Below are 25,751 nucleotides of genomic sequence, written 5' to 3' on the forward strand. Positions count from 1 at the left end.
TAAGTCGGATCCCCTGCTTGTCGCAGGGGCATTCCAGCGGCCACGGTCGAAGAGGGTTCCCACACAGTTCATCAGTGACCAGCAGGAGACCTCGGCATGGCCATCATGGACAGCTTCCGATCCGCTACCGCCGACTACTCGAAGCCGAGCCCAGCAGCGCAGCCGCGCAGGCTGACGCGGTTGCGGGCGTTGTGCGTGACCCGGGCGGTGGCCGCAGCCGTACCGGAGTTACGGCACTTCGCGCGCAGTACAGCGCGGCGATGGGACATTCCCCAGGATGCGTGCGACACACTGTTACTCGTCGTCAGCGAACTGGTGACGAACACCGTGATCCACAGTGGCAGCTTGGATGTGACGGCAGTGATCGTCTTCGACGGTGTCACCATGACCGTCGAGGTCAGTGACTGCGGCCGGTGGCTGGTGCGTGACATCAACCGCCGTGTGGAGCAGGACCGCGACGCCCACTTCGGACGAGGACTGGATCTGGTCAGGGCATGTACCAGCCGGTGTACGATCCACTCGCGTGCTGCAGGCACCCGTGTTGTGGTCCGGTTTCCCGTGGCGTGCGGAGCCGGTCGGTGACAGGCAGGCAGACAGGCCCGGGCGCTGCAATCCGCCCCCTGGCACCCATGCGGTTCCGGCCGCATGCGAACAGGCCAGAAGCGTGCTGCGCAGGGGCCGTGTGGCCTATGGACTCCCGGCCATGGCCGCCACGACGCTGGGCGCCGCAGGAGGCGGCGTGTGCTGGAGCGCCACCGGAAGAAGCGTGAGCCCGTTCCTCGCCGGAGCGGCAGCGCTGCTGGCGTGTGATCGTGGCAGCGGTTCGGGGGATCACTTTCGGGGCGTCTCCTGGGCGTGTGGTTCCGATGCTGCGGTGGACTCGTCCGGTATTGCTCGGAGTACGTGGTGGCGCATGCCAGGTGTTGTTCGCCGGTGAGGCGGAGACGGTCGGTGCTTGCGGTGCGCGGCCGTGTGTATCCATCTTCGGTGCGAATGCGTTTGCCCGTGGTCGTTGTATGGGAGTGGAAACGTCCGGCTCGGTCCTTGAGATGCGCGCGGAGGAAGGACCGGGTCTGCTGGGATGTGCGCTGTTCGGCGCCGGATGAGTGCGGCCGACTCTTGCGACAGCGAGCCCGGGGTGACCAGGCGATGGCGGCATAAGACGGGCGACGGATGCTGTGCCATGGTTCGCGGCGGACGGCCAAGCACGAGGAGGTAGCCCAGTAATCGGCAGAAGTCTCCATTTTGAGGTCGGCAGGTCTAGCGCTCATCTTCTTGTTTCGAATCTCGCGAGGACGATGGCATGCAGGAAACACAAGACGACGATTGGATGCTGGCAGGGCGTGCGGAAGAGCTGAGGGCCATCGATTCCGCCACCAGCCAGGGGAAGGGCGTCCTGATGGAGGGGCAGTTGGGCATGGGCATGTCGCAACTGCTCGGCGCGGCTCTGAGACGGGCCGAAGCCAAAGGACTGACCGTGGTCTCGGTCGGTGGCACAGGGGGCGCGGGTGCCTCCGCAAGTGCGGCATTCGACACCCTGGACACGTGCCTGGAACGGCTGGCCCGGATGCGCCGGCCGCAAGGAGCCCTGCCCCCCGTGCTTGGCGTGGACGACGTTCACCTGCTCAATTCCCCCACCGCCGCACGGCTTTGTGCGCTGGCCTCTTCCGGCCGGGCCTCCATCGTCGCGGCGGCGACGCGAGGGGCCTGCCCCCCGGTAGGTATCGACATGTTGTGGCTGGAGCACCACGTCGAGCGCGTCGACCTCGCTCCCTTCGACCGGCCCACTGTCGCCCGGGTTGTGCGCGCCCGGCTCGGCGTAGAGGTCGGAGCCAGCACGCTGGAACGCCTGTGGGCCACCACTCGCGGACACCCGCTCCTGCTGCGGGAGCTGATCGAGCAGTCGCTCACCGACGGCTCGTTCTGCCGCGTCGGCGGGGTCTGGCGCTGGCGCGGTTTGACCGGCGCGCCGCCCAAGCGACTGGCCGACGCGGCGCTGTTCAGGCTGCGGGACCTGACCTCGGACGAGCACGAACTCGCGTGCATGCTCGCCATCGCCGAGTCGGTGGAGACGGACCTGGTCCTGCAGGCAGGACTGGGTGCCGCTGCCGAGTCGTTGTATGCCCGGGGACTGGTGGCGGAGGAGCGGGCCGGGCGTCGGATTCGGCTGCGGCTGTCCGAACCGCTCACCGGACATGTGCTCGCCTCCCGGATATCCGCCTTCACCGGCCGCCGTCTGCGAAGGCAGGTCGCCGACGCGCTCACCGCCACCGGTGCGCGCAGAGAAGACGACGTGCTGCGCATTGTCGCCCTGCGAATGGACGCGGGGCTCGTGCCCGAGCGAGACCACCTGCTCGCGGCGGCCCTCACCGCCATCCGCCGGGGGAGCCATCAGTTCGCCGAGCGCGTGTGCCGGACGGCCCTGTCCCGCTCTGATGACGAGACCGCCGAGCCGGCCCGTGCCCGGATGCTGCTCGCCCGGGTGCTGTCCAGCACGGGACGCCACGCGGAGGCGGAGGCGGAGTTTGCCGCGGCGGCGAAGACTCCCGTACAGCTGCCGCGGGAGGAGTACGTGGACGCCTTCCGGGCCCGCGTGGACAATCTTGTCTGGGGGATGCGCAGGACGGCCGAGGCCGTGGCGCTGGCGGACGAAGCTATGCAGAGCCTCGACGGCCCGTCAGCGAGAGCGCTGGAGGGCTGCCGTGCCGCACTCGCGCTCCACGCCGACCGGCTCGCGGACATCCTTGCCATCGCCGACCGCGTGCTGCCGCTGGAATCGCCCGGTTCGCCCACGGTTCGGGCCATCCTGCCGGTGGCAGCCTTCGCCCGCCTGGAGCGGGGCGACCCGGTGGGCGCTCTGGAGTTGTTACGCCTCCATGGAGGACGTCTTGAGGACTGGGAGGACGACGCTCTGTGTCATCGGGACGCGGTCGTCACGAGATGCCTGTTCCACCTGGGCGGCCAGGAGGCTTCAGCCTCGATGCTGGAGGAGATGGAGCGCAGCACGGACCTCCAGGACCGTGCCCGGCAATTCCACACGTCCGTGACGCGAGCTTGCCTGTACCGCAAAGGCGGACGGCTCAGGGAAGCAGCGGAGCTGTTGCGCGAGGTCGGAACCGTCCCAAGACGGCACGACTGGCTCGACACACACTGCATAGTCGGCTGGCTGGCCGGTGTTCTGGCCGAGATGGGGGAGCACAGTGAGGCGCTCTGCACGCTGTTGGAGGCCGACAGCGAGGAGAGCGACAAGCCGGACTGTCCGATCGTGCGGGACAGCATGGCCCAGGAACGCGCCTTGGTGCTCGCGTATGCGGGGGATGTCTCCGGAGCTGTCGGCCAGGCCATGGAGGTGGCCAAACGGGCCTCCGAGGCGGGGCGCACCCTGACGGCCGTCGCGGCCTTGCATCTGGCGGCTCGTGTCGCGGATGCTGGACCGCTCACCTGCCAGGCACGAGGGCTCGCCGATGGCAGCACCTCCGAACTCGTCCACCTCCAGGCCGACCACATCGCCGCACTCGCCGCTGCGGACGGCGACGCCCTCCGGACGGTGGCGGACCGGTTCCGGGCCAACGGCGCGCTGCCGCTCGCGGCGGAGGCCTTGGCTCAGGCGGCCCGCGCACACCACAGCGCCGGACAGTTGCGCAAGGGCCAGGCGGCGTGGACGGCATGCCAGGAGATCCTCACTACCACGGAGGGCATGCTGCCTCCCTGGGCGGCGCGCGAGGCCCCCGATGAGCGTCCGGCTGCCACCTTGACCACTCGCGAACGTGAAGTCGCCGCTCTGGTGGCGTCCGGCCTGACGAACCGGGGCATCGCGGCCCGTCTGGTGGTCTCGGTCCGCACGGTGGAGAACCATCTGCACCGCGTCTACAACAAGTTGGGCATTTCGGCGCGCACGGACGTCGGCCGCGCCCTCGCGGACCAAGGCGGCGATCGCGCCTCCGCCTGAGATCCAGTGCCCCAGTCACGCCGGCCCACCGGCAGCGGTACCCCGGCGCCCGAGCCAGGGGGAGCCTCCCCCTTCTGCTGAAGGTCGGCGCCCCTCAGGTGCCGGGGCCGAGGCCCGGCCCCGGGCCGGGCATCATCGAACGGATCAGCAGATCTCTGCTGCTGTAGCGGAGTGTGCCGAGATCCTCCAGCGGCGGCACAGATGCGGCGTCACGCCGGTGCGGCAGCAAAGAGCCCTCTGGAGCCACCAGGGTTGTCATCTTCTCCAACGCGGCCCACAACAGCTCCTGCTCTTCGGTCAGGCGGTCGACGTGCTGCCGTAGCCGGTCGATCTCCTGTGTGCCCGCCATGTCGCGCATGGGCGGGGCCACGTTCGTCGGCCGGGGTGCGACCGGTTCCGGCCTCGTCCATACGCCGGCCTTGCGAGGCGGTCCCGACGGTGAACTCGGCCGCCGCTCCAGCTGACGCTGCACGAGGGCCAACTGATCACGGAAGACCGGCCGCTCCGGGTGGGCGACGGCCAGCTCCCTGAGCGGGGCGAGCACCTCCTCGCATCGACCGAGGCGGATGGTGACGCCATAGAGATGCTCAAGAGCCCGCAGTCGCTCTTCCTCGAACCGGGCGGCGACCTGTGCGTACAAGGGACCGTAGGAGTCGGCCTGCGGATCGGGGCTGCTCCACAGCGCCATTGCACGCTGCAGGAGCCGGGCAGCCGTATCCGGGTCGTCCGCGCATCTGAGCGCCCTGGTTACCAGCAGCCGGAAGCGGACACAGTCGAGTTCCTCGGGGCGGACATCCAGCAGATATCCGGATCCCCGGGCGATCAGCCGGGGCGTCTTGGCGCGGGCGGGCTCGCTCTCGATCAACAACTGCCGCAGGCGCGATACGTGTGCTTGAAGGGCATTCACCGCCTTGTCCGGGGCGAAATCACCCCACACCTCCTTGATCAGCGCGGCTGTCGGAACCGGCGATGATCGCCAGGCGAGCAGAGCCCCCAGCAGCAGGCGCTGCTTGGGGCTGTTCAACTGGACGGGGCGCTGTCGCGCCTCGTCGTATATGCCTGGCGCGCCGAGCACTCGGAACTGCACCGCTCACCTCCCCAATGCGGCACGGCCCCCGCCGCGCCATCGGCTCCGAGCAAAGCACGCGGAATGCTGCGGGAGCCTGAGTGCGCGGCACTCAAATCTGACCGCCCCGCATACGGGTCTGCACACCAGGTGCCCTGGCCGGAACGACGGTCAGCGGGCCGGTAGTTGAGTGATCGCCACTCACTCCTTCCTGAACGTCCTGGCGAATCGTCGACAACTCCCTCGCCATGTCCTGACAGGCGCGCTGACAACCTTGCGTAAGCCTGACATCGGCTGTCGTCACCCGGCTCCCCATCATCATGTGCGCAGGTAGGACAGGCCGCGCTCACCGGCCCTCCGATGGCCCTCCGTGTCAGCGGCACTCCGCGCGCCACCGCCCGGCTGCATTCCTTACCAGCGGCCGCCTAGGTTCGACGCGACGCAAAAGGCCCGCGACAACGCCCGCGGCAATGTAGGAAGGGAAAGTGCGGCATGCGACACGTATTGGCTGATGAGGCCCAGGAATGGCTGATCGGGAAGATCGCCGAGCGGCTCGGGGCCGAACCCGCCGAGGTTCCGCCGGAGCAGTACTTCGACGAACTGGGCCTGGACAGCACCGAGGCGCTGATCCTTGCCGGCGAGATGGAGAGCTGGCTGGGCTTCGAACTGAGCACGACGGCGCTGTGGTACCACCCGACCATCAAGGATCTGGCAGCCCACATCGCCCAGGAGAGCGGCCAGCGTGCGGCAGCAGCGTAGAGCGGGCCGCGAGGTGGCGTCACCCATCGTGCGACGCCACCGTCAGGCGGCCCCGGGCGCAACCACGGTGTACGCCGTACACCCCGGCGCGCTGCCCGTGGGCGTGTGGGGCCGCCTCGCCGACGCACTGCCGCGGGACACCGGACTCGCAGTTCTCGACCTCGCGGGCGTGCCCGCGTACTTCGAGGCGGCCCTTTCCAGCGACGACACCGGCCTCAGCGTCGCCTCCCTGGCCGACCGGCTCACAGCCGCCTACCGCGCCGACCGCGAGGGTGCGCCCCAACCGCCCGCGGTCTTCGTCGGCTGGTCCTTCGGCGGAGTCCTCGCGCATGCGGCAATCGAGCGACTCGCGCCCGAGGAACGGCCGGACCGCCTCGTCCTCGTTGACTCCATCGCGCCGGTCGCCGCCTACCAGCAGCCGGACAACGCGCTCGACGTCCCGCTGCTGCTGCGCTGGTTCGCGATGTACCTGGGCGCAAAGCGCGGGCACGACCTATCGACCTGCTTCGACAGCACGCGTATGGACGACCTGGACACCGGTCTCGTACACCTCCTCGACGCCGCCGTCAGGTGCGGCGCGCTGCCTCCCGACACACCGCTGCCCGGCCTGCGCAAGCTCTACGACACCTACGTGGAGGGCCTGTTGCGCAACAACAGGCTGACCGCAGGCCACCAGCCGCCCGCCTCGTCCGTCCCGCTGGTCCTGATCAAGGCCGAACGGAGCTTGATCCCGCAGGACAAGACGCTCGGCTGGACGGAGCTCGCCCGGCACGGCCTCAGCCTGCACACCGCCCCGGGTGACCACTACACGATGCTGACCCGTCCGGACGCCGCCGACGTGATCGCCGAGCTGTCCGGCCGCCGCTGACCGCGCCGGACCGCGCGTTCGCCGCAGCACGCATCCGCTTCAGATCCAGAGGGACTCGCCGTGAAATCTCCGCAGGACACCGATTACGCCACTGGCGCCGGTCTCGATCGGCGCCTCGCCCGTGACCCGATCGCCATCGTCGGCCTCGCCGCTCTCTATCCCAAGTCCCGTGATCTGAGGCAATTCTGGAACAACATCATCTCGGCAGCCGATTGCATCGAGGACATCCCGCACGGCCACTGGGACGTCAGCGAGCACTACGACCCGGACCCGGCGGCGCCCGACAAGACCTACTCCAAGCACGGCGGCTTCATCCCCGACGTCGCCTTCAACCCGATGGAGTTCGGCCTGCCACCGAACACCCTGGAGGTCACCGACGTCCTCCAGCTGCTCAGCCTCGTCGTCGCCCGCGACCTGCTCAAGGATGCCGGAGCCGACCAGCCCTGGTACGACAGGTCGCGCACCGGCGTCGTCCTCGGCATCACCGGCGCCAATCAGCTCACGCAGCCGCTCACCGCCCGCCTGCAGACCCCGGTCATCAAGGAGGTCGTGCACAGCTGCGGCCTGAGCGACCGGGACGCGGAGGAGATCGCCGCCAAGTTCGTGAAAGCGTACGCCCCGTGGGAGGAGAACTCCTTCCCCGGCATGCTCGGCAACGTCGTCGCCGGGCGCATCGCCAACCGCCTCGACCTCGGCGGCATCAACATGACCGTCGACGCAGCCTGCGCCAGCTCGCTCGGCGCCGTCCGCGCCGCCGTCGCCGAGCTGCTCGAAGGCCGCTCGGACACGATGCTGGTGGGCGGCTGCGACGCCGAGAACACCATCTTCATGTACCTGTGCTTCAGCAAGACCCCAGCGCTGTCGAAGTCCGGCCGCATCCGCCCCTTCGACAAGGACGCCGATGGCACACTGATCGGCGAGGGCATCGGCATGCTCGCGCTGCGCCGCCTCTCCGACGCCGAACGCGACGGCAACCGCGTCTACGCGGTGCTGCGCGGCCTGGGAACCTCCAGCGACGGGCGGTTCACGTCCATCTACGCTCCACGCAAAGAGGGCCAGATGGCCGCCCTGCGCCGCGCCTACCACGACGCCGACTGCTCGCCCGCCAGCGTCGAGCTGTTCGAGGCACACGGCACCGGCACCGCCGTCGGCGACGCCACCGAGCTCAGTGCGCTCTCCGCCGTCGTCGGTGAGACCACCGACGCCACCTCGTACGCGGCGATCGGCAGCGTCAAGTCGCAGATCGGCCACACCAAGGCCGCCGCCGGGGCCGCAGGAATGATCAAGCTGGCGCTCGCCCTGCATCACAAGGTGCTTCCGCCCACCATCAATGTCGACGCGCCCAACCCGGTCATCGACTTCCCTCACGGACCCTTCTACGTCAACAGCGAGACACGTCCCTGGATCCGCTCCCCGCACCGCGCCCCGCGCCGCGCCGCGATCTCCTCCTTCGGCTTCGGCGGTACCAACTTCCACCTCGTCCTGGACGAGTACGGCGACGGCGACGACCTCAAGGTCATGTTCCCCGTCGCCCAGGTGCATCTGTGGCACGCCCCGGACACCACCGCCCTGGCGCAGACCCTCACCGACGGGCAGCCCGCGCAGGGCGGACCGGTGCCCGAGGGCCACGCGCGCCTCGCCTTCGTCGCCCGCACCGAGGAGGAGCTTGCCGCCTTACGCGAGACGGCCCTCAACGAGCTGCGCGTCCGTAAGGACGCCGAATCCTGGTCGCACCCCAAGGGCATCCACTTCCGCCGCTCGGCCGCCCGCGGCCTCGGCAAGACCGCCGCACTCTTCGCCGGGCAGGGCGGCCAGTACCTCAACCCGGGCATGACCGCCGTACTCGCGCTTCCGCCGCTGCGCGCCGCCTTCGACCAGGCCAACCGGCACTTCGAGGGCGTCGAGCCGCTGTCCTGCGTCGCCTTCCCGCCGCCGTCCTTCGACGCCCAGGGCCGCACGGCGCAGGAGGCAGCACTGCGGGCCACCGAGTACGCGCAGCCCGCGATCGGCGCGCTGTCCGCCGGGCAGTTCCGCTACCTGAGCGAACTCGGCTTCGCCGCCGAGGGCTTCCTCGGCCACAGCTTCGGCGAGCTGACCGCGCTGTGGGCTGCCGGGTCCCTCGACGACGAGGCGTACTTCGCGCTCGCGCGGGCCCGTGGCAAGGCAATGGCCCCGCCCGCGGACGCCGCGCCCGGCTTCGACACCGGCGCGATGGCCGCCGTCTCGGCGCCCGAGGACCGCGTGAATGAACTGCTCGCCGACCGCGCCAGGCTCGCCGTCTGCAACCGCAACGCCCCCGATCAGATCGTCGTGGGCGGCGCGACGGGCGAGGTGAGGAAGCTGGTCGCGGCGGCCGGCGAGGCGGGCCTCAAGGCGTCGTTGCTGCCCGTGTCCGCCGCGTTCCACACACCGTTCGTGGAGCACGCCCTCGACTCCTTCCGCACCCACGTCGAGGCTGTCGAGATGCACGAGCCGCGCGGCCAGGTCTTCGCCAACACACGCGGTGTCGCATACGGCGATGACATCGCCGCCAACCGTCAGGCGCTCGCCGAACAGCTCGTCCACCCGGTGGACTTCGCCACCCGGGTCGAGGAGATGTACGAGTCAGGGTTCCGGGTCTTCGTCGAGTTCGGTCCCAAGGGCCTGCTCACCGGCCTGGTGCGGCGCACGCTCGGCGACCGCGAGCACGTGGCGCTGCCCCTAGACGGTGGCCCCGGCAAGGACGCCGACGTGGCCCTCAAGCAGGGGGTGGCCCAGCTCGCCGTACTCGGCCTGGAGCTGACCACCGCTGACCGGTACGTCGCGCCGGTCCCGGCCGAGGAGCCCCAGAAGGGCAGGACCGTGCTGCTCAACGGCATCAACTACGTCTCGTCTGAGCGCAGGGCCGCATACCGGGACGCGCTGGAGAACGGGTACCAGGTAGTGCTGCCCACGGAGTCCGCGCCCGCTCCTGTGCCTGAGGCGCAGCCTGTGGCTGTGGCAGCTCCGGCTCCCGTGCCCGCCGCCCCCACCGCCAAGGAGACAGCTCACCTGGACATGGCAGCCACCCCGGCCACCGACCGCCTGGCCGACTACCTCGCCCTGCACGACGACTACCTCACCGGTCAGCTGCGGAGCGCCGATCGCCTCGCCGCTCTCCTGGAGCGCGCCGCTGCCCAGGGCCGCACGGCGGACGTGCTGCCCGGTGTCAACGCCGTCAAGGAGCACGGACTTGCCATCGGCCGCACCCATCTGCGCGTCAACGAGATCCTGCGCGACCTGGCCGGCCTGGAGCACGGCACGGCGCCGGTACGGGGGGCCGATGCGGACACGCGCACGGCGGGGCCGACGGCCTGCACGCGCCCTGAGCCGGTGGCCGGGGCCCCTGCGGCCCTCCCGACGGCTCCGGTCCCGACCGCGGCCGCGTCTGCTCCTGCCCTGGATCCGGCTGCCGACGCCGGCTCTGACAAGGCGTCTGTGGAGGCTGCCCTGCTCGAGATCGTGGCGGAGAAGACGGGTTACCCGGCGGACATGCTGGATCTGGACATGGGTGTTGAGGTGGATCTGGGGATCGACTCGATCAAGCGTGTCGAGATCATGGGTGTGCTTCAGGAGAGGTTCTCCGCTGACGTCGCCGCTGGTCCGGAGCAGTTGGCCGAGCTGCGCACCCTGGGGGACATCGTCACCTTCGTCTCGGGCCAGGCGTCCGACACCGGCATCCCCGCTGCCCCGGCGGATACGACGACCCCGAAGGCCCCCACCGCCGGTACCGCGCTCGGCCGCATTGGCCGCAGTCAGGCCGCCCTCCGCACACTGCCCACACCTGACAAGCTCGTTGACGCCTACCCCAAGGACGGCGGCGCCCTCCTCATCGACGACGGCAGCGAACTGATCGCCGCCCTCAACGAGCAGCTGGCCGAGGCGGGCCTGCGGGTGCACACACTGCGCCTGCCGGGCGTCCCGGAGCGAGGCGAGGCGGACAAGGGCGCCAAGGAGCACGCGCTCTCCGACTGGAGCGAGACCGAACTCGGAACCCACGTCGAGGAGATTCTCGGCGACGGCGACGGCAAGGGCCTCTCCCTCGTCCTCGATATCGCAGCCGAGGCCACCAGATCCTGGGCCGACGGCGTGCGTCGCCTCGCCTACTCGCTGCTCGTCGCCAAGCACGTGGTCGAGCCGCTCGCCAAGGCGGCCGCCGACGGGCGCGCCGCGTTCGTGACCGTGACCCGGCTCGACGGAGCGTTCGGGGCAACCGGGCTGGACGAAGAGCTGGTGCCCGCGAGCGGAGTGACAGGGCTCGTGAAGACCATGGCCGTGGAGCAGCCCAGCGTCTTCTGCCGCGCCCTCGACCTCGCCCCGGCCCTCGACGCCGACAGCGCCGCCCGGCTCGTACTCGCCGAGGCGTACGACGCGGCGGCGGAGCCCACGCAGGTGGGACTCGACGGCACGCGCCGGGTCGGCCTCGGACTCGGGGACACCCCCTCGTACGCCTCGGGCGTCGAGGACGCCCCGGACGTCGGCGCCGACGACCTGCTCGTCGTCACCGGCGGCGCCCGTGGCATCACCGCCGCCTGTACCGCCGAGCTGGCCCGCAGGCACCGTCCCGGTCTGCTGCTCCTGGGACGTACGCCGCTCGAGGACGAGCCCGCGTGGGCGCGCGGCGTCGAGGAGGCGGGCCTGAAGGCCGCCGCGGCCCTCGCCCTGAAGGCCGAGGGCGAGCAGCTCACGCCGAAGCGGGTCGAGGAGCTCTTCCGGGCCGTGACCGGCGCCCGGGAGATCCGGCAGACCCTGGAGCGGGTACGGGAGTCCGGCGGCGAGGCCGAGTACCTCGCCGTCGACATCACCGACCCCGCCGCGACCGCCGCCTCCCTCGCCCCGTACCGCGAGCGTGTGACCGGCCTGGTGCACGGCGCGGGCGTCCTGGCCGACCAGTTGATTGCCAACAAGAAGGCGTCCGAGGTCGAGCGGGTCTTCGCGCCGAAGCTGGCCGGGCTCCGTTCGGTCATGGCCGCCCTGGACGCCGACAAGCTGCGGCATGTCGTGCTCTTCTCCTCGGTCGCCGGGTTTTTCGGCAACCGGGGTCAGTCCGACTACGCTATGGCCAACGAAACGCTCAACGCCTGGGCGGTGTCCTGGAAGCAGCACCACCCCAGGGCCCGGGTCACCTCCCTGAACTGGGGCGCCTGGGACAGCGGGATGGTCTCCCCGGAGATCAAGGCTGTCTTTGAAGAGCGCGGCATCACGCTGATCCCGGTCGACGAGGGAGCCTCCCTCTTCGCCGAGCAGTTCACCGCCGAGCGCGCCGGTGATGTCGTCACCGTCCTTGGCCCGGCCACCCCGCTGCCCGAGCGTGAGCCGGAGTCACGCACCGCCGCTGTGACGGTGGAGCGGAGCCTGAGCGGCCTCGTGGCCGAGCCGATCGTTGCCGACCACATCATCGGCGACGCCCCGGTCCTTCCGGCCGTCGTGGCGCTCGGCTGGGCCATCGGCGCCGTGGAGCGCGCCCACCGCAGCGAGGTGCGCGAGGTGCGGGACTTCTCCGTGTACAAGGGGATCGTCTTCGACGGCGGCCAGCCGGAGGCCGTGCGCCTGGAGATGACCCCGGCCGGGGACACCACCAAGGTCGCCATACGGTCCGTGGCGAAGGACGGCGCCGCCCGCCCGCACTACGCGGCTGTGACGTCCACCGTAGTGCCCGCCGCCGCCACAGTCAGCGGACTGCCGCGGCTGGGCGGCGGCCGGGACGCGGCAGAACTGTACGCCGACGGCACGCTCTTCCACGGGCCCGCTCTGCGCGGGGTGCGCCGGGTGCTCGCCGAGGACGAGAAACGGCTCGTCCTGGAGTGCGCGCTGTCCGAACTGCGTCCCGACGGCGGCGCGTTCGCCGGGGCCCGCTTCGCGCCTGGCACCGCCGACCTGCTGCTCCAGGCGGGCCTGGTGTGGATGCGGTTGTTCCGCGGCACCGCCGGTCTGCCGCTCTCCGTGGCGAAGGCGGAGCTGCACGCGGCGCTGCCGGACGGCGAGCCGTTCCTGGTCGTCGTGGAGCCGGGCGAGAGGAACGCCGCTTCCGGCGGGGCCGGTGACCGGCTCACCGTGTCCGCTTGCGGGGCCGACGGCCGGGTCCTGACCCGCCTCCACGGCGTGTGCGTGGTTCCGGCCCCGCACATGGAGGCGAAGTTTCGCCAGTAACGCGGCGGTCTCCACCGGCAGCTGACCGACAGCGCACCTGACGAAACACGAGCAGGCCGGTCCGGGCGGTCTTCCTATCGCCCCTTGCCCTCCGGGCCGGCCACCCTTGAGAAGGGATCCCCAGCTCTCATGAGCACGTACGCCATCGTCGGCCTCTCCTGTCTGTTCCCGGGAGCGCGGACACCCGCCGAGTTCTGGCACAACCTCCGCGCCGGCGCGGACAGCCGCCGCGAGGGCGGCCAGGAGGTCTTCGGCACCTCCCCCGAGGAGCAGGACCTCGACCCGCAGCACGAGATCTACTGCCGCCGGGGCGGCTTCGTCACCGGCTTTGACTTCGACCCCGGCGGATACCGGCTCGACCCCGGCCACCTCGCCCGCCTCGACCGGCTCTTCCACTGGTCGCTGCACGTCACCCGCGAGGCGCTCCGCGACAGTGGCCACGCCGAGCGGCCCGGCGTGCTCGCCCGCGCCGGCCTGGTCCTCGGCAACTACTCCTTCCCCACGCCGACGTCGGCGAAGATGAGCGTGCCGCTCGCGCAGGAGGCCGTGCTCGAGGGCTTGCGCCGCGCCGGGCTCCCGGAACTCGCCGGTCTGCCCCCGGGCGCCCCGCTGGTCGACGAGGCGCCGCTCACGGAGGAGAACCTCAGGGTCAGCGGCTCCCCGGCAGGGGTCACCGCCACCGCCCTCGGCCTTGGCGGCCCCCGCTACGCCCTGGACGCGGCCTGCTCCTCCGCGCTCTACGCGCTCAAGCTGGCCTGCGACCACCTGGCCACCGGCCAGGCCGACCTGATGCTCGCGGGCGGTGTGTGCGCCCCCGACCCGACCCTGATCCACCTGTCTTTCTCCGACCTGGGCGCCTACCCGCGCGATGGGTTCAGCCAGCCCTTCGACCGCCGCTCCGGCGGCATCCTCACCGGGCAGGGCGCGGGCATGGTCGCGGTGCGACGGCTCGCGGACGCGGTGCGCGACGGCGACAAGATCTACGCCGTCGTCGAGGGCATCGGCCTCACCAACGACGGCGGCGGCCGCCACCTGCTGGTACCGCAGGGACAGGGCCAGCTCGACGCCTACGAACTCGCCTACAAAGACGCCGAGTTCGGGCCCGAGGAGGTCGACTACGTGGAGTGCCATGCCACCGGTACGCCCATCGGTGACGCCACCGAGGCCGAGTCCGTGGCCCGGTTCTTCGGCGGCGCGGGCAAGGTACCGCTGCTCGGCTCGGTCAAGGGCAACATCGGGCACCTGCTCACCGTCGCGGGTCTGAGCAGCCTCCTGAAGGTGATCGTCGCGATGGGTGAGGGACACCTGCCGCCGACCATCGCCGTGGGCCAGCCGATCGAGTCCCAGGACGGCACGGTCGGTGCGTCCGTCCTGGTCCGTGAGGGGCGCCCGTGGCCGGACCACGGCGGGCCGCGCCGCGCGGCGGTCTCCGCCTTCGGATTCGGCGGGACCAACGCACACGTGGTCCTGTCGGACACACCGCCCCAGAGCGAGGCGGAGGAGCTGCAGGTGCAGGCCGTGCCAGCTCTCGACATCATCGGCCTCGGGTCCCACTTCGGCTCCCTCGATGGTGTAGAGGAGTTTGAGCAGGTGGTGCACAGCGGGGCCGACGCCTTCGCGCCGCTGCCCGAGCGGCGCTGGCGCGGCCTGGAGCAGACCTCCGGCGGTTCCCTGGAGCGACGGGCAGGGGTTACGCCGGACGCGCTGCCGCAGGGAGTGTTCGTCGACGGCGTTGCCATCGACCCGGTCGACCAGAAGATCCCGCCCGCCGATCTGCGTACATACAACGTCCAGCACGTCCTCGCGACCAAGGTCGCCGACGAGGCATTGCGCGACGCCGGGTACAGCCGTGAGGTGTCCCAAGGCGCCAAGGCGCCCGCTTCGCGCCGGATCGCCGTCGTCGTGGCGATGGAGACCGAGCCGTACAGCCACGCCCGCCTCACCCGCTACCGCCTTGCCACATTCCTGCGCGAGAGTTACGAGCGCGCGGGTCTGAAGCTCACGGAGGAGCAGCGGGCCGCGCTCGCCGCCGCGGCCCGGGACGCGGTGGTCGACCCGATCACCGCCAACGAGGTGCTCAGCTACATCGGCAACATCATGGCGAGCCGTATCTCCTCGCTGTGGAACCTCACCGGCCCCTCCTTCACGCTCTCCTCCGAGGGCTCCGGAACCGTCGCCGCCTTGGAAACCGCGCGCCTGCTGCTGCTCGACCCGACCATCGAGGCCGTCCTCGTCGGTGCCGTCGACATGACCGGCTCGGCCGAGCAGACCCTGCTCGCGCCGGAGACAGCCGCCCAGGCGGGACTGACCTTCGGCGAGGACATGCGGGGCCGCCGCATCGGCGAGGGCGCGGGCGCCGTCGTCGTCACGCGCCCCGACGAGGCGCACCGGGCAACCGACCGTGTTTACGCGCGACTTGAGTCCCTGGCCGTGCGGCACGCCGCCCCCGCCGCTGGGGCCGTGCCCACCGCCGACGTCGACACGCTCGCCCGCGCCGCCGAGGCCGCGCTCGCCGAGGCCGGGATCGTGGCCGCCGGCATCGAGTACGTGGAGGCCCACGCGGGCGGCACCGCCGACCTGGACCGCGCCGAGGTCGCCGCGCTCGCCCGCACATACCCCGGCCGGGACGGTGAGCGGGGAACCGCCCTCGGCAGCGCCGCCGCGCAGGTCGGCACCGCCGGATGCGCCGGGGCCATGGCCGGTCTGCTCCGCACGGTGCTCTGCCTGCACCACGGCTACCTGCCCGGAACGAAGGGCTGGCGCCGTCCCGCCGCCGACCTGGCCGACGCCTTCGCCGCCTCCGCCCTGTACGTGCCCGAGGCGTCCCGCCCCTGGCTGCGCCGCGCCCAGGGCGTCCGCCGCCACGCCGCCGTCAACGTCCTCGGCTCCGGCGGCATGTGCGGCCATCTGGTGCTCTCCGCCGACGCCACGCGCGGCGCCGTCGCCCGAACCGACTGGCGCCGCGCGGGGGGCCCGGCGTTGCTTCCGCTCGCCGCCGACTCGCTCGACGGGCTGCTCGCAGAGATCGAGCGGCATCGCACGCTCCTGGGAGACGGCGGCGCTGGTGCCATCGACCCGTACGCGCTCGCCCGCGAGGCCGCTGGGCGGCTGCGCCGCTTCCCGGCGTCGGCGCCGCGCGCCGTCTTCGTCGGTACGGACGCCGTCGAGCTGCGTGCTCAGCTGAACCTGGCCGTCAAGGGCGTCGCCGACGCATACGCCCGGGGCGGTGAGTGGGCCACTCCGGCGGGGACCTTCTTCACCGCCCGGCCCATCGGCCCCGACGGCAAGGTCGCCCTGGTCTACCCGGGCGCCTTCAACTCCTACCCCGGCCTCGGGCAGGACTTCTTCCGGGCCTTCCCGGGCCTGCTCGACCGGTTCGAGGCGCAGGCCGCCGAGCCCGCCCGGCTGCTGCGCGCGCACCGGCTCTACCCCCGCACCCACGTCACCCCGGAGCGCCGGGACGTCATGAAGCTGGAGGCGGCAATGGGGGAGGACGTGCCGTTCATGCTCGCCACCGGCACCAGCTTCGCCATCCTCCACACCGACCTCGTCCGCGAGACGCTCGGCCTCAAGGTCCACGGCGGCTTCGGCTACAGCCTCGGCGAGTCCAGCATGCTGCACGCCACCGGCGGCTGGCGGCAGGAGGGCCGCCGGGACGACCTGCTCAGCAACACACCGATCTTCCGGGATCGGTTGTGCGGTGCCCGGCGCACCGTGCGCGAGCTGTGGCGGCTGCCGCGGGAAACCCGGGACGACGCCATCTGGGCCTCTTATGTGCTGCTCACCGATGCCGATCTGGTGGTCACGGCCCTCGCCGGGTACGACCGGGTGTACCTCACGCACGTCAATACGCCCGGCGAGCTGGTGATCGCCGGTGATCCGGTCCAGTGCCGCGCGCTTGTCGAGGAACTGGGCTGCCCGGCGGCCCGCTCCCCGGTCAGCGTGGTCATGCACTGCACGGCCGTCGACTCCGAACTCGAGGGCCTGGCCGGGCTGAACGACTACCCGACCGGCCCGGTCGACGGCCTCGAGCTGCTGAGCGCGTACGACTACGAGGCGCTGACCCGCGCGGACGGTGGTGTCGTGGCATCCGGCGCCAGCCTCGACCGCACGGAGGTCGCCCGGCGCATCGCGCAGACCCTGCGCTCCCCGATCGACTTCCCTCGCCTGGTGCGCACCGCGTACGACCGCGGTTTCCGCTACTTCATCGAGGTGGGTCCGAGCGCGACCTGCTCGCGCTGGGTCCGCGACACGCTCGGCGACGCGCCGCACGTCGCGGTCCCCGTCGACCGGCGCGGCGTCCCGGCCACCCGGTCGGTCGCCCAGCTCCTCGCCCGCCTGGTCGGGCACGGCCTGGACGTCGACCTGGAGGCCCCGCTCGCCGCGCCCCCGCCCCGGCCCGGGCAGGGCCGCGCCGCCCGGTTCCGGGTGGGCGGCGGCACCCCGGTGCCGGACCGCATCGCCCGGTCCGTCCGTGAACTCGCCACCAGTGACGGCCCGTTCGCCGCCCGGCGCCCGGCCCCTGTTCCCGTAGCACCGGAGGAACCCGCCCGCATGCCCGCCGACCTGACCCTCGCCGAGGAGACGATCGCCTTCGACGGTGAACCGATCTCCGTACTGCCGTTCGCGCCGACGGCGCCCAGGGCCGTGCCCGCGGCGCCCGAGCCCCTTGCGACCGTGACGGCAACTCCCCCTTCACAGAGTCGTGTCGAGGTGGCGTCCGCCTCTGTGGCCCATGCGCGGGAAGCCTCTGCCGCCGCGGACGTCGTCCGTGAGCTGCGCGGGCAGATGCTCGCCACGCACTCCGTGGTCATGGAGACTCAGTACGTCCTTCAGCTGGCCGCGCTCCGCACGACGGAGGCGCTGCTCGACGGGGCGGCCGGGGCGCCGATCGTACCGAGCGCGTCCGCCGGTCCCAGTGCGCCGGTCCAGCGGCCCGCATCGGCCGCCGCCGAGCCTCTACGGACCGCCGAGGCCGCACCGGGCGCGCAGGCGCAGGCGCTTCCGGCGGCCCCGTCCTCGTATCAGCACCAGCCTGCGCCGGTCGACGAGGGCACGGTCCGTCCCGCGAGCGAGCGCACCGCAGGTGACCGCACCCGTCCCGATGGCGTCGTCTGGGACAACAAGGATCTCCTCGAGTTCGCCACCGGCCGCGTCGCGAACGTCTTCGGGCCCGAGTTCGCCGTCATCGACGAGTACGCCAAGCGCGTGCGGCTTCCCGCGCCCCCGTACCATTTCGTCACCCGCGTCACCCGTGTCGAGGCCACTCCGGGCGAGCTCAAGCCGTCGAAGATCACCACCGAGTTCGACGTCCCGGAGGATGCCTGGTACGCGGTTGACGGCGGTGTGCCCCCAGCCGTCACCGTCGAGGCGGGTCAGTGCGACCTGTTGCTCGTCAGCTACCTGGGGATCGACTTCCGCAACAAGGGCGAGCGCGTCTACCGGCTGCTCGACAGCTCCCTGATCTTCCACGGGCCGCTGCCGCGCACCGGTCAGACCCTGCGCTATGACATCTCCATCGACCGCTTCGTCCACCAGGGCGACACGACGCTCTTCTTCTTCAGCTATCTCTGCTACGCCGACGGCGAGCTGATCCTCGAACTCAAGGACGCCTGCGCCGGGTTCTTCGGCAAGCAGGAGCTGGACACGCCGCTGGGCGTCGTCATGTCGGAGAAGGAGAAGGCCGGGCGGGCCGCGCGCACGGCTCTGCCGAAGAAGACTTTCAAGCCGCTTGAGTACACCGACAAGGACCATCTCACCCCGGACGACCTGGAGCTGCTCGCGCAGGGTACCCCAGGAGAGGTGTTCGGGCCGCACCATGCCCAGGCCCCGGGCATCAACCCCGCCCTCAAGCTGCCGGTCGCCGAGCTGCGGATGGTCGACGAGGTCACCATCGACCGCACCGGCGGCCCGTACGGCCTCGGCAGGCTCAGCGCGATCAAGCGGCTTGAGCCGGACGCGTGGTACTTCGAGTGCCACTTCCCGGACGACCCGGTGCTCGCGGGCTCCCTCGTCGCCGAGGGAGCCGTGCAACTGCTCCAGATCTATCTGCTGTACCTGGGCATGCACCTGACGCTGCCGGACGCCCGCTTCCAGACCATGACCGAACTGCGGATCGATGTGCAGGTGCGCGGCCAGATCACGCCGGAGCACCCGGAGATCCGCTACGAGGTCGAGGTCACTGAGGTGACGCTGCTCCCGCGCCCCTCCGTGGTCGCGGACGTCCTGATCCACCTCGGCGACAAGCCGGTGATCCGGATGCGCAACCTCGGCCTGCAGATCCTGGAGAAGGAGGGCACCCCGTACCGCCCGGAGGCCGGCGGGATACCCGCCTTCCTCGGCCGCCGCAACCGCAGCGGCGAGCCCGCGATGATCAACGAGATGCACCTGGCACACGCCGCCAAGGGCGACCTGGGCATGGCGATGGGCCCGGAGTTCGACATCTACCGCGAGCGCCGCGCGCCCTACATTCCAAACGGCGACTTCAAGTTCGTCGACCGCGTCATGCGGCTCGAGGGCACCCGCGGCGACCTGAGCCCGGGCTCGGAGATGGTCACCGAGTACGACTCGGCGCCGGACTCCTGGTACTACCGTGAGAACTCCTTCCCGCACATGCCGAACTGCGTGTACATGGAGTCCTCGCTACAGGCGGCGATCTTCCTCGGCTACTACCTCGGCGCTACCCTGAAGAACCCCGAGCAGGAGTACTCGATCCGCAATCTCGGCGGGCGCGCCACCCTCGTCAAGGACATCGACCTGCGCGGCAGGACCATCCGCCACCACTCCAGGCTCCTGATGACGAGCGCGGTCCAGGGCGCGGTGCTCCAGAACTTCAGTTACGAGCTCTCCGCCGACGGCGAGGTCTTCTACACCGGTGAGTCGCTCTTCGGCTACTTCAGTGAGGCGGCCCTCGCCAACCAGGTCGGCCTGGACAACGGCGCCTACGTCGCCCCGTGGCTGGAGCAGGAGCTGCCGGACTCCGCGGGCGTGCGCACCATCGACCTCCGCGGCGAGGACGCCCCGGCCTTCCGGGACCCTTCCGGCGGTCGGCTGTACCTGCCCGGCGGGCACTTCGCTCTGGTCGACGAGGTCCAGCTGGTCGTCGGCGGCGGTCGGCACGGCGCCGGATATCTGCACGGCCGGCGGGTGATCCGGCCCGACGAGTGGTACTTCGACTGCCACTTCCACCGTGACCCGGTGATGCCCGGCTCCCTCGGTGTGGAGGCGGTGCTGCAGGCGCTGCGCCTCTTCGTGATCGAGGAGGGGCTCGCCGACGGCTACGCGCGGCCCCGTTTCGCGATGGCCACCGATGTCGAGATGAGCTGGAAGTACCGCGGCCAGATCCTGTGCCACGACGGCGAGATGAGCTTCGACGCGCACGTCAAGGAGGTCCGCCGGGAGGACGGGCGGCTCCTGGTGATCGCCGACGCCGAGCTGTGGAAGCCGGGCCTGCGCATCTACGAGCTCATCGACGTCGCCATCGAGGTCCGCCCGGACACCGATGCCGCCCACGTCTGACGGACGCCCCGCGCACCCGGCCCAAGGAGCAACGCACGTCATGCAATCCCACGAGACCCCCTACCGCTGGCACGGGGAGCGGTTCCCGAGCACCGACCCGGCAGGCATCTACGCCGCGCTTGCCGACCTCGACAACCCCTGCCACCTGACGGTCACGCCACAGGGCATCGGCGCCGTCTCCGGCGGCGCCGTCACGGTCGGCGACACCGCCCATGGCGGACTGCCGCTGCTCGCCTCCGTCGAGGCGCTGCCGCCGCGCCGCCTCGGCTCGGCCGCCTTCCGCACCGCGCACGGCGTCAACCTGCCGTACATGACAGGGGCGATGGCGGGCGGCATCTCCTCCGCGGACATGGTGATCGCCTTGGCCCGCGAGGGCTTCCTCGGCTCGTTCGGCGCGGCGGGCCTGCTGCCGTCCACCATCGAAAAAGCCCTGGTGCGCTTCGCGGCCGAGATCCCCGGCCTGCCGTACGCCGTCAACCTCATCCACAGCCCCAGCGAGGAGCGCCTGGAAAAGCAAGCCGTGGAGCTGTTCCTGCGCCACGGGGTGCGCTGCGTCGAGGCGTCCGCGTATATGAACCTGACGCCGCATGTGGTGCGCTACCGTCTCGCGGGCCTGCGCCGCGGCCCCGACGGCCAGGTCATCGCCGAGAACCGCCTGATCGCCAAGGTCTCCCGGCCGGAGACCGCCGAGCGGTTCATGCGGCCCGCCCCGGCCGCGATCGCCGCCCGGCTGCGCGAGCAGGGACTGATCACCGCCGAACAGAGCGAACTGGCCCACCTGGTGCCTCTCGCCGCCGACATCACCGTCGAGGCCGACTCCGGCGGCCACACCGACCGCCGCCCGCTGCCCGCGCTGCTGCCGCCGATCCTGCGCCTTCGCGACACCGTGCAGCGCGAGCACCGCTACCCGGAACCGATCCGGGTCGGCGCCGCGGGCGGCCTGGGCACCCCGGTCGCGGTCGCCGCCGCCTTCGCGATGGGCGCCGCGTACGCGGTGACGGGCTCGGTCAACCAGGCGTGCCTGGAGTCCGGCACGTCCCCGGAGGCGCGTGCGCTGCTCGCCGGGGCGGACATCGCCGACTGCGACATGGCCCCGGCCGCCGACATGTTCGAAATCGGCGTGGAACTCCAGGTCCTCAAGAAGGGAACCCTGTTCCCGATGCGGGCGCGCCGCCTTTATGAGCTGTATACGGCGTACGACGGTCTGGCGGCCCTGCCCGCCGAGGACCGCGAGAAGCTGGAGAGACAGATCTTCCGCCGCCGCCTCGACGACGTGTGGCAGGACTGCGTCGCGTACTTCGAGCACCGCGACCCCGAGCAACTGCGGCGCGCCGAGGGCAGCCCCAGGCGCCAGATGGCCCTGGTCTTCCGCTGGTACCTGGGCATGGCTTCGCGTTGGGCGGCCATCGGCGAGCCCGACCGCGTGATGGACTACCAGATCTGGTGCGGCCCCGCGATGGGGAGCTTCAACGACTGGGTCACCGGCAGTTATCTGAAGAACCCGAGTAACCGCCGGGTCGCCGACATCGCCCACCACCTGATGCGCGGCGCCGCCTTCCACACCCGCCTGGCCCGCCTGCGCACAGCGGGCGCGCACATCCCGGCAGCCGCCGCGCACTACCTGCCGGTGCCACTGGACACGTCCGTGACCGGCCCTTCGGCGGCCCCCCGATGAACGAGCCGGCACCCGAGGCCGTGCGGAGCGAGAGCACACCCCAAGGCGCCCTCACACCCGAGGCCCTGGAGGAACTGCTTGGCGACCCGAACGACCCCGCCAACCCGTACGGCTTCGCGGCCGCCGTCGACCGTGACGAGCACGACGCGTTCCCCACCGAGCTGTGCCGAGCCCTCGTCGACGCGGGCTTCCACCTCAACTACCTGCCCAAGGAGTGGGGCGGCGGCTTCGAGTCCTTCGACCGCAGCCTGACCCTGGTGCGCGCAGCGGCGCGCCGTGATGTCAACGTCATGCCCGGCACGATGTTCAGCATCATCGCCGCGACCTGCCTGCAACTGCACGGCCGCGAGGACCAGCGCGAGCGAGTCGCCGCGATCCTGCGTCGCGGCGGCGCGGTCGCCTTCGCGCTCACCGAGGCCGACCACGGCAGCGAACTCCTCGCCAATGACGTGGAGCTGGCCGACGGCGTACTGCGCGGCGAGAAGTGGCTGGTCGGCAACGGCCGGTGTGCCGAGGCTCTGTACGTCGTCGCCCGCACCGGGCCGCGCGGCCCCGGCGCGTTCTCCGCACTGCTCCTGGACGAGCCACAGATGTCCGACAGCCGTCTGGTGCGGATGCCCGCGCCGCGCATCGGCGGCATGCGCGGTATCGACCTGGCACGGATCGGCTTCGACGCTCTGCCGGTGCCGGAGAGCGCGCTCGTCGGCACCGCGGGCGAGGGCCTGGAGGTCGCGGTCAAGGCCCAGCAGGCGGTCCGCCTGATGAGCATGGCCGGCTCGCTCGGCATAGCGGACAGCGCGCTGCGACTCACTGTGGAGTTTGCCGCCGGCCGCCGTGTCGGCCGCACGACACTCGCCGAAGTCCCCTACGCCCGCCGCGAGCTGGCGACCGCCTCGGCCGCGCTGCTCGCCGCCGACGCGGTGGCGCTCGCCGCCGCCCGGGGCGTGCACGGTTTCCCGGAGGCGTTCAGCGTATGGGGTCCGGTCGCCAAGCATGTTGTGGCGGAGGCGTCCGGCGATCTGGTGCGGCGCTGCGGCGGCATCCTCGCGACCCGCTCCGTGCTGCGTGACGGCGCGCCCGGCGCGGGCGTCTTCCAGAAGCTCGAGCGGGACACGGCGGTGGTCCGCGTGATCGACGCCAGCCCGCTCGCCAACCTGCGGTCGTACGCGGGGCAGCTGCCGACCCTGCTGCGGACCCCGGCCACGGCGGACCCGGACACCCTGCCCGGCGTGCTCCGGCTCGACGCCTCGCTGCCGCCCTACCGGCCCGGCTGCCTCGACCTGGTCACGCGTGGCGCCGACCCGCTCCTGATCGGGCTCGCGCAGGCGGCTGCCATGGTCACGGCCCGGGCCGAAGTGGCCGGTCTGCTCGTCCGGTTGACCGACGCGGTGGCCGTGTTGCCGGATGAGGCCGACGCCGCGCGCCGCCCCGGCGCCGATCCCAACGTCCTGGTGGACCTCGCCGAGCGGTACGCCTGGCTGCACAGCGCGGCGGCCTGTGTCCACCTGTGGGCGGCCAACCGCGACCGGGCCCTGTACGGGGCGGAGCCCGGGTCGGCCGAATGGCTCGGTGCGGCTGTCGGCTATCTGCTCGCCCGGGCCGAGGGCGTCGACCCGCGCCGCTACGCCGCCGCCCTGGCCCCCGCGTTCGACGTGGTCGCTGCGCTGTGCGACCACCACCTGCTGTGCACCGCGCAGCCCGTACGGCTCGCCGGAACACCCCATAGGAGAAGTTCATGCCCAAGGCCGATATGACCGCCCTGGCGGCCCGGCTTGAAGCGCACCTCGGCGACCCGCACGCCCCGGCGAGCCGGATGCCGTTCACGCGTGTCCTCGACCTGGATGAGCGTGAGGAGTACCCGTACGCGTTCGTGAACATGCTGCGCGACTGGGGCGTGCCCGAGTACGCGCTCCCGGGCGAGCAGGGCGGGAAGGCGGGCGATGTGGAGGCCAATTTCAGCCTGGTGCGGCTCATAGCCCGCCGCGACCCCACCACGGCGACCGCCCTCATGGTCACGAACCTGGCCTTCATGCCGGTGTGGATCGGCGGGAGCGAGGAGCAGAAGCGGGCCGTCGTCGACGCCGTCAAGCGCGGTGCCCGCCTGTCCTGGGGCCTGTCCGAGCGTGCGTACGGCAGCGATCTGCTCGCCAACGCCATGAGCGCCCGCAAGGTCGAGGGAGGCTACCGCCTCACCGGCGAGAAGTGGCTCATCGGCAATGCCACGTGGTCCGACGCGGTGGTCGTCTTCGCCCGCACCGGGGAGCGCCCGGGCCCGGCCGCCTTCTCCCTCTTCCTGATGGAGAAGCGCAAGACCCCGGCCGGCTCGGTCGAGGAGTTGCCCCGCGAGAGGCTGCACGGGCTGCGCGCGATGGACATCAGCGGCATCCGTGTTGACGACGTCTTCCTGCCGGACTCCGCGCTCATCGGCGCCGAGGGCCAGGGCCTGGAGATCACCCTGAAGGCGACGCAGACGGCTCGCACGCAGATCAGCAGTATCGCGATGTCCGCCGTCGACACCGGCCTCAGGCTCACTCTCGACTTCACCGAGGAGCGGGTCATCCTCGGCAAGCCGGTCAGCGACGTCCCGTACAGCAGACGGCAGTTGACGGAGGTCTTCGCCGACCTGATGGTCACCGACGCGGTCTGCCTGGGCGCCGTACGCTGCCTCCAGGCGGCGCCCGAGCAGGTCAGCGTCTCGTCGTCGGTCGCCAAGTACTTCGTGCCGACGCTGCTCGAAGCCACCATGTCACAGCTGAGCGTGGTGCTCGGTGCACGCTTCTTCCTCCGCGGCCACCCGCACTACGGCATGTTTCAGAAGCTTCTGCGTGACCTGGTGGTGGCGAACTTCGCCGATGGCAACACTGTGGTCAACCTGCGGAACCTCGGCCACCAACTGCCGCAGGTGCTGACCTGCGCCACCACGGCGGGCGAGGGGGTGCGGCTGGCCGCCGCCGACCGGGCCGCGGTTCTGTACGGCATGGCGCGGGAGCTGCCGCTGTACGAGCCGTGGAAGCAGGAGCTGTCCAGCCGGGGAGGCGAGGACGACACCCTGCTGGCGGCGCCCGACGCGGTAAGGCGCCTGCGCGGCCTCGCGGGCGAGGCGGAACAGCAGGAGCGCGGCTGGCTGCTGCGCTCTGCCGACACGGCCGACGAATTGCTGGCCCACGCTGCGCTGCTGCGCGAGCGCTGCGACGCTCTCCGTGCGGAGCTGGGCCGCGCATTCGGGAACTCCGCCGAACTCTTCGACCTGGCCAAGGAGTACAGCCTGGTGCACGCCGCGGCTGCCTGTGTCCTCACGTACGTGCACTCGCACACCGCGCTCGACGCCCCGCTGCCCAGTGGCGCCGTCCTCCTGCTCCAACTGGAGCGGCTGCGCCGCAAGGTGCGGCCGCACGAGGCGGTCACCGACCAGGCCGTGGTCGACGAGGTGATGCGGGTGGTGCGCCACTTGTACCGGGAGAACCGGCTCTTCTCGCACTGGACCTTCCCGCTGGCCGAGCCCACGGCCGATGTGTCCGCCGCCCGCCACTGAGGCAGGAGTCCGAAAGTTGAGCTCCTTGCCCCCGGCCGGCCCCGTGGCCGTCACTGCCGCCGAGCCGGACGCACTGAATGGCGGCGGCCCGCGGGCGCCACCGAATGTCGGCGGTGCGGCCTGCGGCGCCCGGAGAGGTGCTCGCGGTGGCCGTGGACGGTGGCGCACACCCCGACATCCCTCATTTCGCCCCTCGAACCCTGTGAGTCAAGGACA

10 protein-coding genes are annotated in these 25,751 nt (G+C 71.4%); 9 read left to right on the forward strand and 1 reads right to left on the reverse strand.

The window, feature by feature from the left end:
* Positions 1–96: 96 nt before the first annotated feature.
* Together KHP12_RS05175 and KHP12_RS05180 are read left to right on the forward strand one after the other, a co-directional pair.
* The gene (locus KHP12_RS05175; RefSeq protein ID WP_086881609.1) at positions 97–582 is read left to right on the forward strand and encodes an ATP-binding protein; all 486 of its coding nucleotides are present in this window, start codon (positions 97–99) and stop codon (positions 580–582) included.
* Between the two features lie 721 nt (positions 583–1,303).
* Positions 1,304–3,949, forward strand: coding sequence for a helix-turn-helix transcriptional regulator (locus KHP12_RS05180; RefSeq protein WP_086881610.1), 2,646 nt, complete (start codon positions 1,304–1,306; stop codon positions 3,947–3,949).
* 94 nt (positions 3,950–4,043) lie between these two features.
* On the opposite strand, the gene KHP12_RS05185 is transcribed toward KHP12_RS05180, so the two are convergent.
* Positions 4,044–5,036, reverse strand: coding sequence for an AfsR/SARP family transcriptional regulator (locus KHP12_RS05185; RefSeq protein ID WP_086881611.1), 993 nt, complete (start codon positions 5,034–5,036; stop codon positions 4,044–4,046).
* A 471-nt stretch (positions 5,037–5,507) separates the two neighbouring features.
* Between KHP12_RS05185 and KHP12_RS05190 the strand changes: the two genes are divergently transcribed.
* From KHP12_RS05190 to KHP12_RS05220, 7 genes are all read left to right on the forward strand, one after another.
* Positions 5,508–5,774 (forward strand): acyl carrier protein, encoded by a 267-nt coding sequence (locus KHP12_RS05190; protein WP_086881612.1) that lies wholly within the window; start codon positions 5,508–5,510, stop codon positions 5,772–5,774.
* A gap of 28 nt (positions 5,775–5,802) precedes the next feature.
* Complete coding sequence (locus tag KHP12_RS05195; protein WP_244202759.1) at positions 5,803–6,642, forward strand: alpha/beta fold hydrolase; 840 nt, start codon at positions 5,803–5,805, stop codon at positions 6,640–6,642.
* 60 nt (positions 6,643–6,702) lie between these two features.
* On the forward strand, positions 6,703–12,810 hold the full coding sequence (locus tag KHP12_RS05200; RefSeq protein ID WP_086881613.1) for a type I polyketide synthase: 6,108 nt from the start codon (positions 6,703–6,705) through the stop codon (positions 12,808–12,810).
* 129 nt (positions 12,811–12,939) lie between these two features.
* Positions 12,940–20,328 (forward strand): beta-ketoacyl synthase N-terminal-like domain-containing protein, encoded by a 7,389-nt coding sequence (locus tag KHP12_RS05205; RefSeq protein WP_211831541.1) that lies wholly within the window; start codon positions 12,940–12,942, stop codon positions 20,326–20,328.
* Between the two features lie 40 nt (positions 20,329–20,368).
* Positions 20,369–22,003 (forward strand): PfaD family polyunsaturated fatty acid/polyketide biosynthesis protein, encoded by a 1,635-nt coding sequence (locus KHP12_RS05210; RefSeq protein WP_086881615.1) that lies wholly within the window; start codon positions 20,369–20,371, stop codon positions 22,001–22,003.
* Positions 22,000–23,757 (forward strand): acyl-CoA dehydrogenase family protein, encoded by a 1,758-nt coding sequence (locus KHP12_RS05215; RefSeq protein ID WP_086881616.1) that lies wholly within the window; start codon positions 22,000–22,002, stop codon positions 23,755–23,757. The genes KHP12_RS05210 and KHP12_RS05215 overlap by 4 nt, the downstream gene beginning before the upstream one ends.
* A complete protein-coding gene (locus tag KHP12_RS05220; RefSeq protein WP_211831543.1) occupies positions 23,739–25,535 on the forward strand; it encodes an acyl-CoA dehydrogenase family protein in 1,797 nt (598 codons plus the stop codon). Before KHP12_RS05215 ends, KHP12_RS05220 begins: the two co-directional genes overlap by 19 nt.
* The last annotated feature ends 216 nt before the right edge of the window (positions 25,536–25,751 follow it).

This window comes from Streptomyces asiaticus (assembly GCF_018138715.1).
GTDB classification, from domain to species: Bacteria; Actinomycetota; Actinomycetes; order Streptomycetales; family Streptomycetaceae; genus Streptomyces; species Streptomyces asiaticus.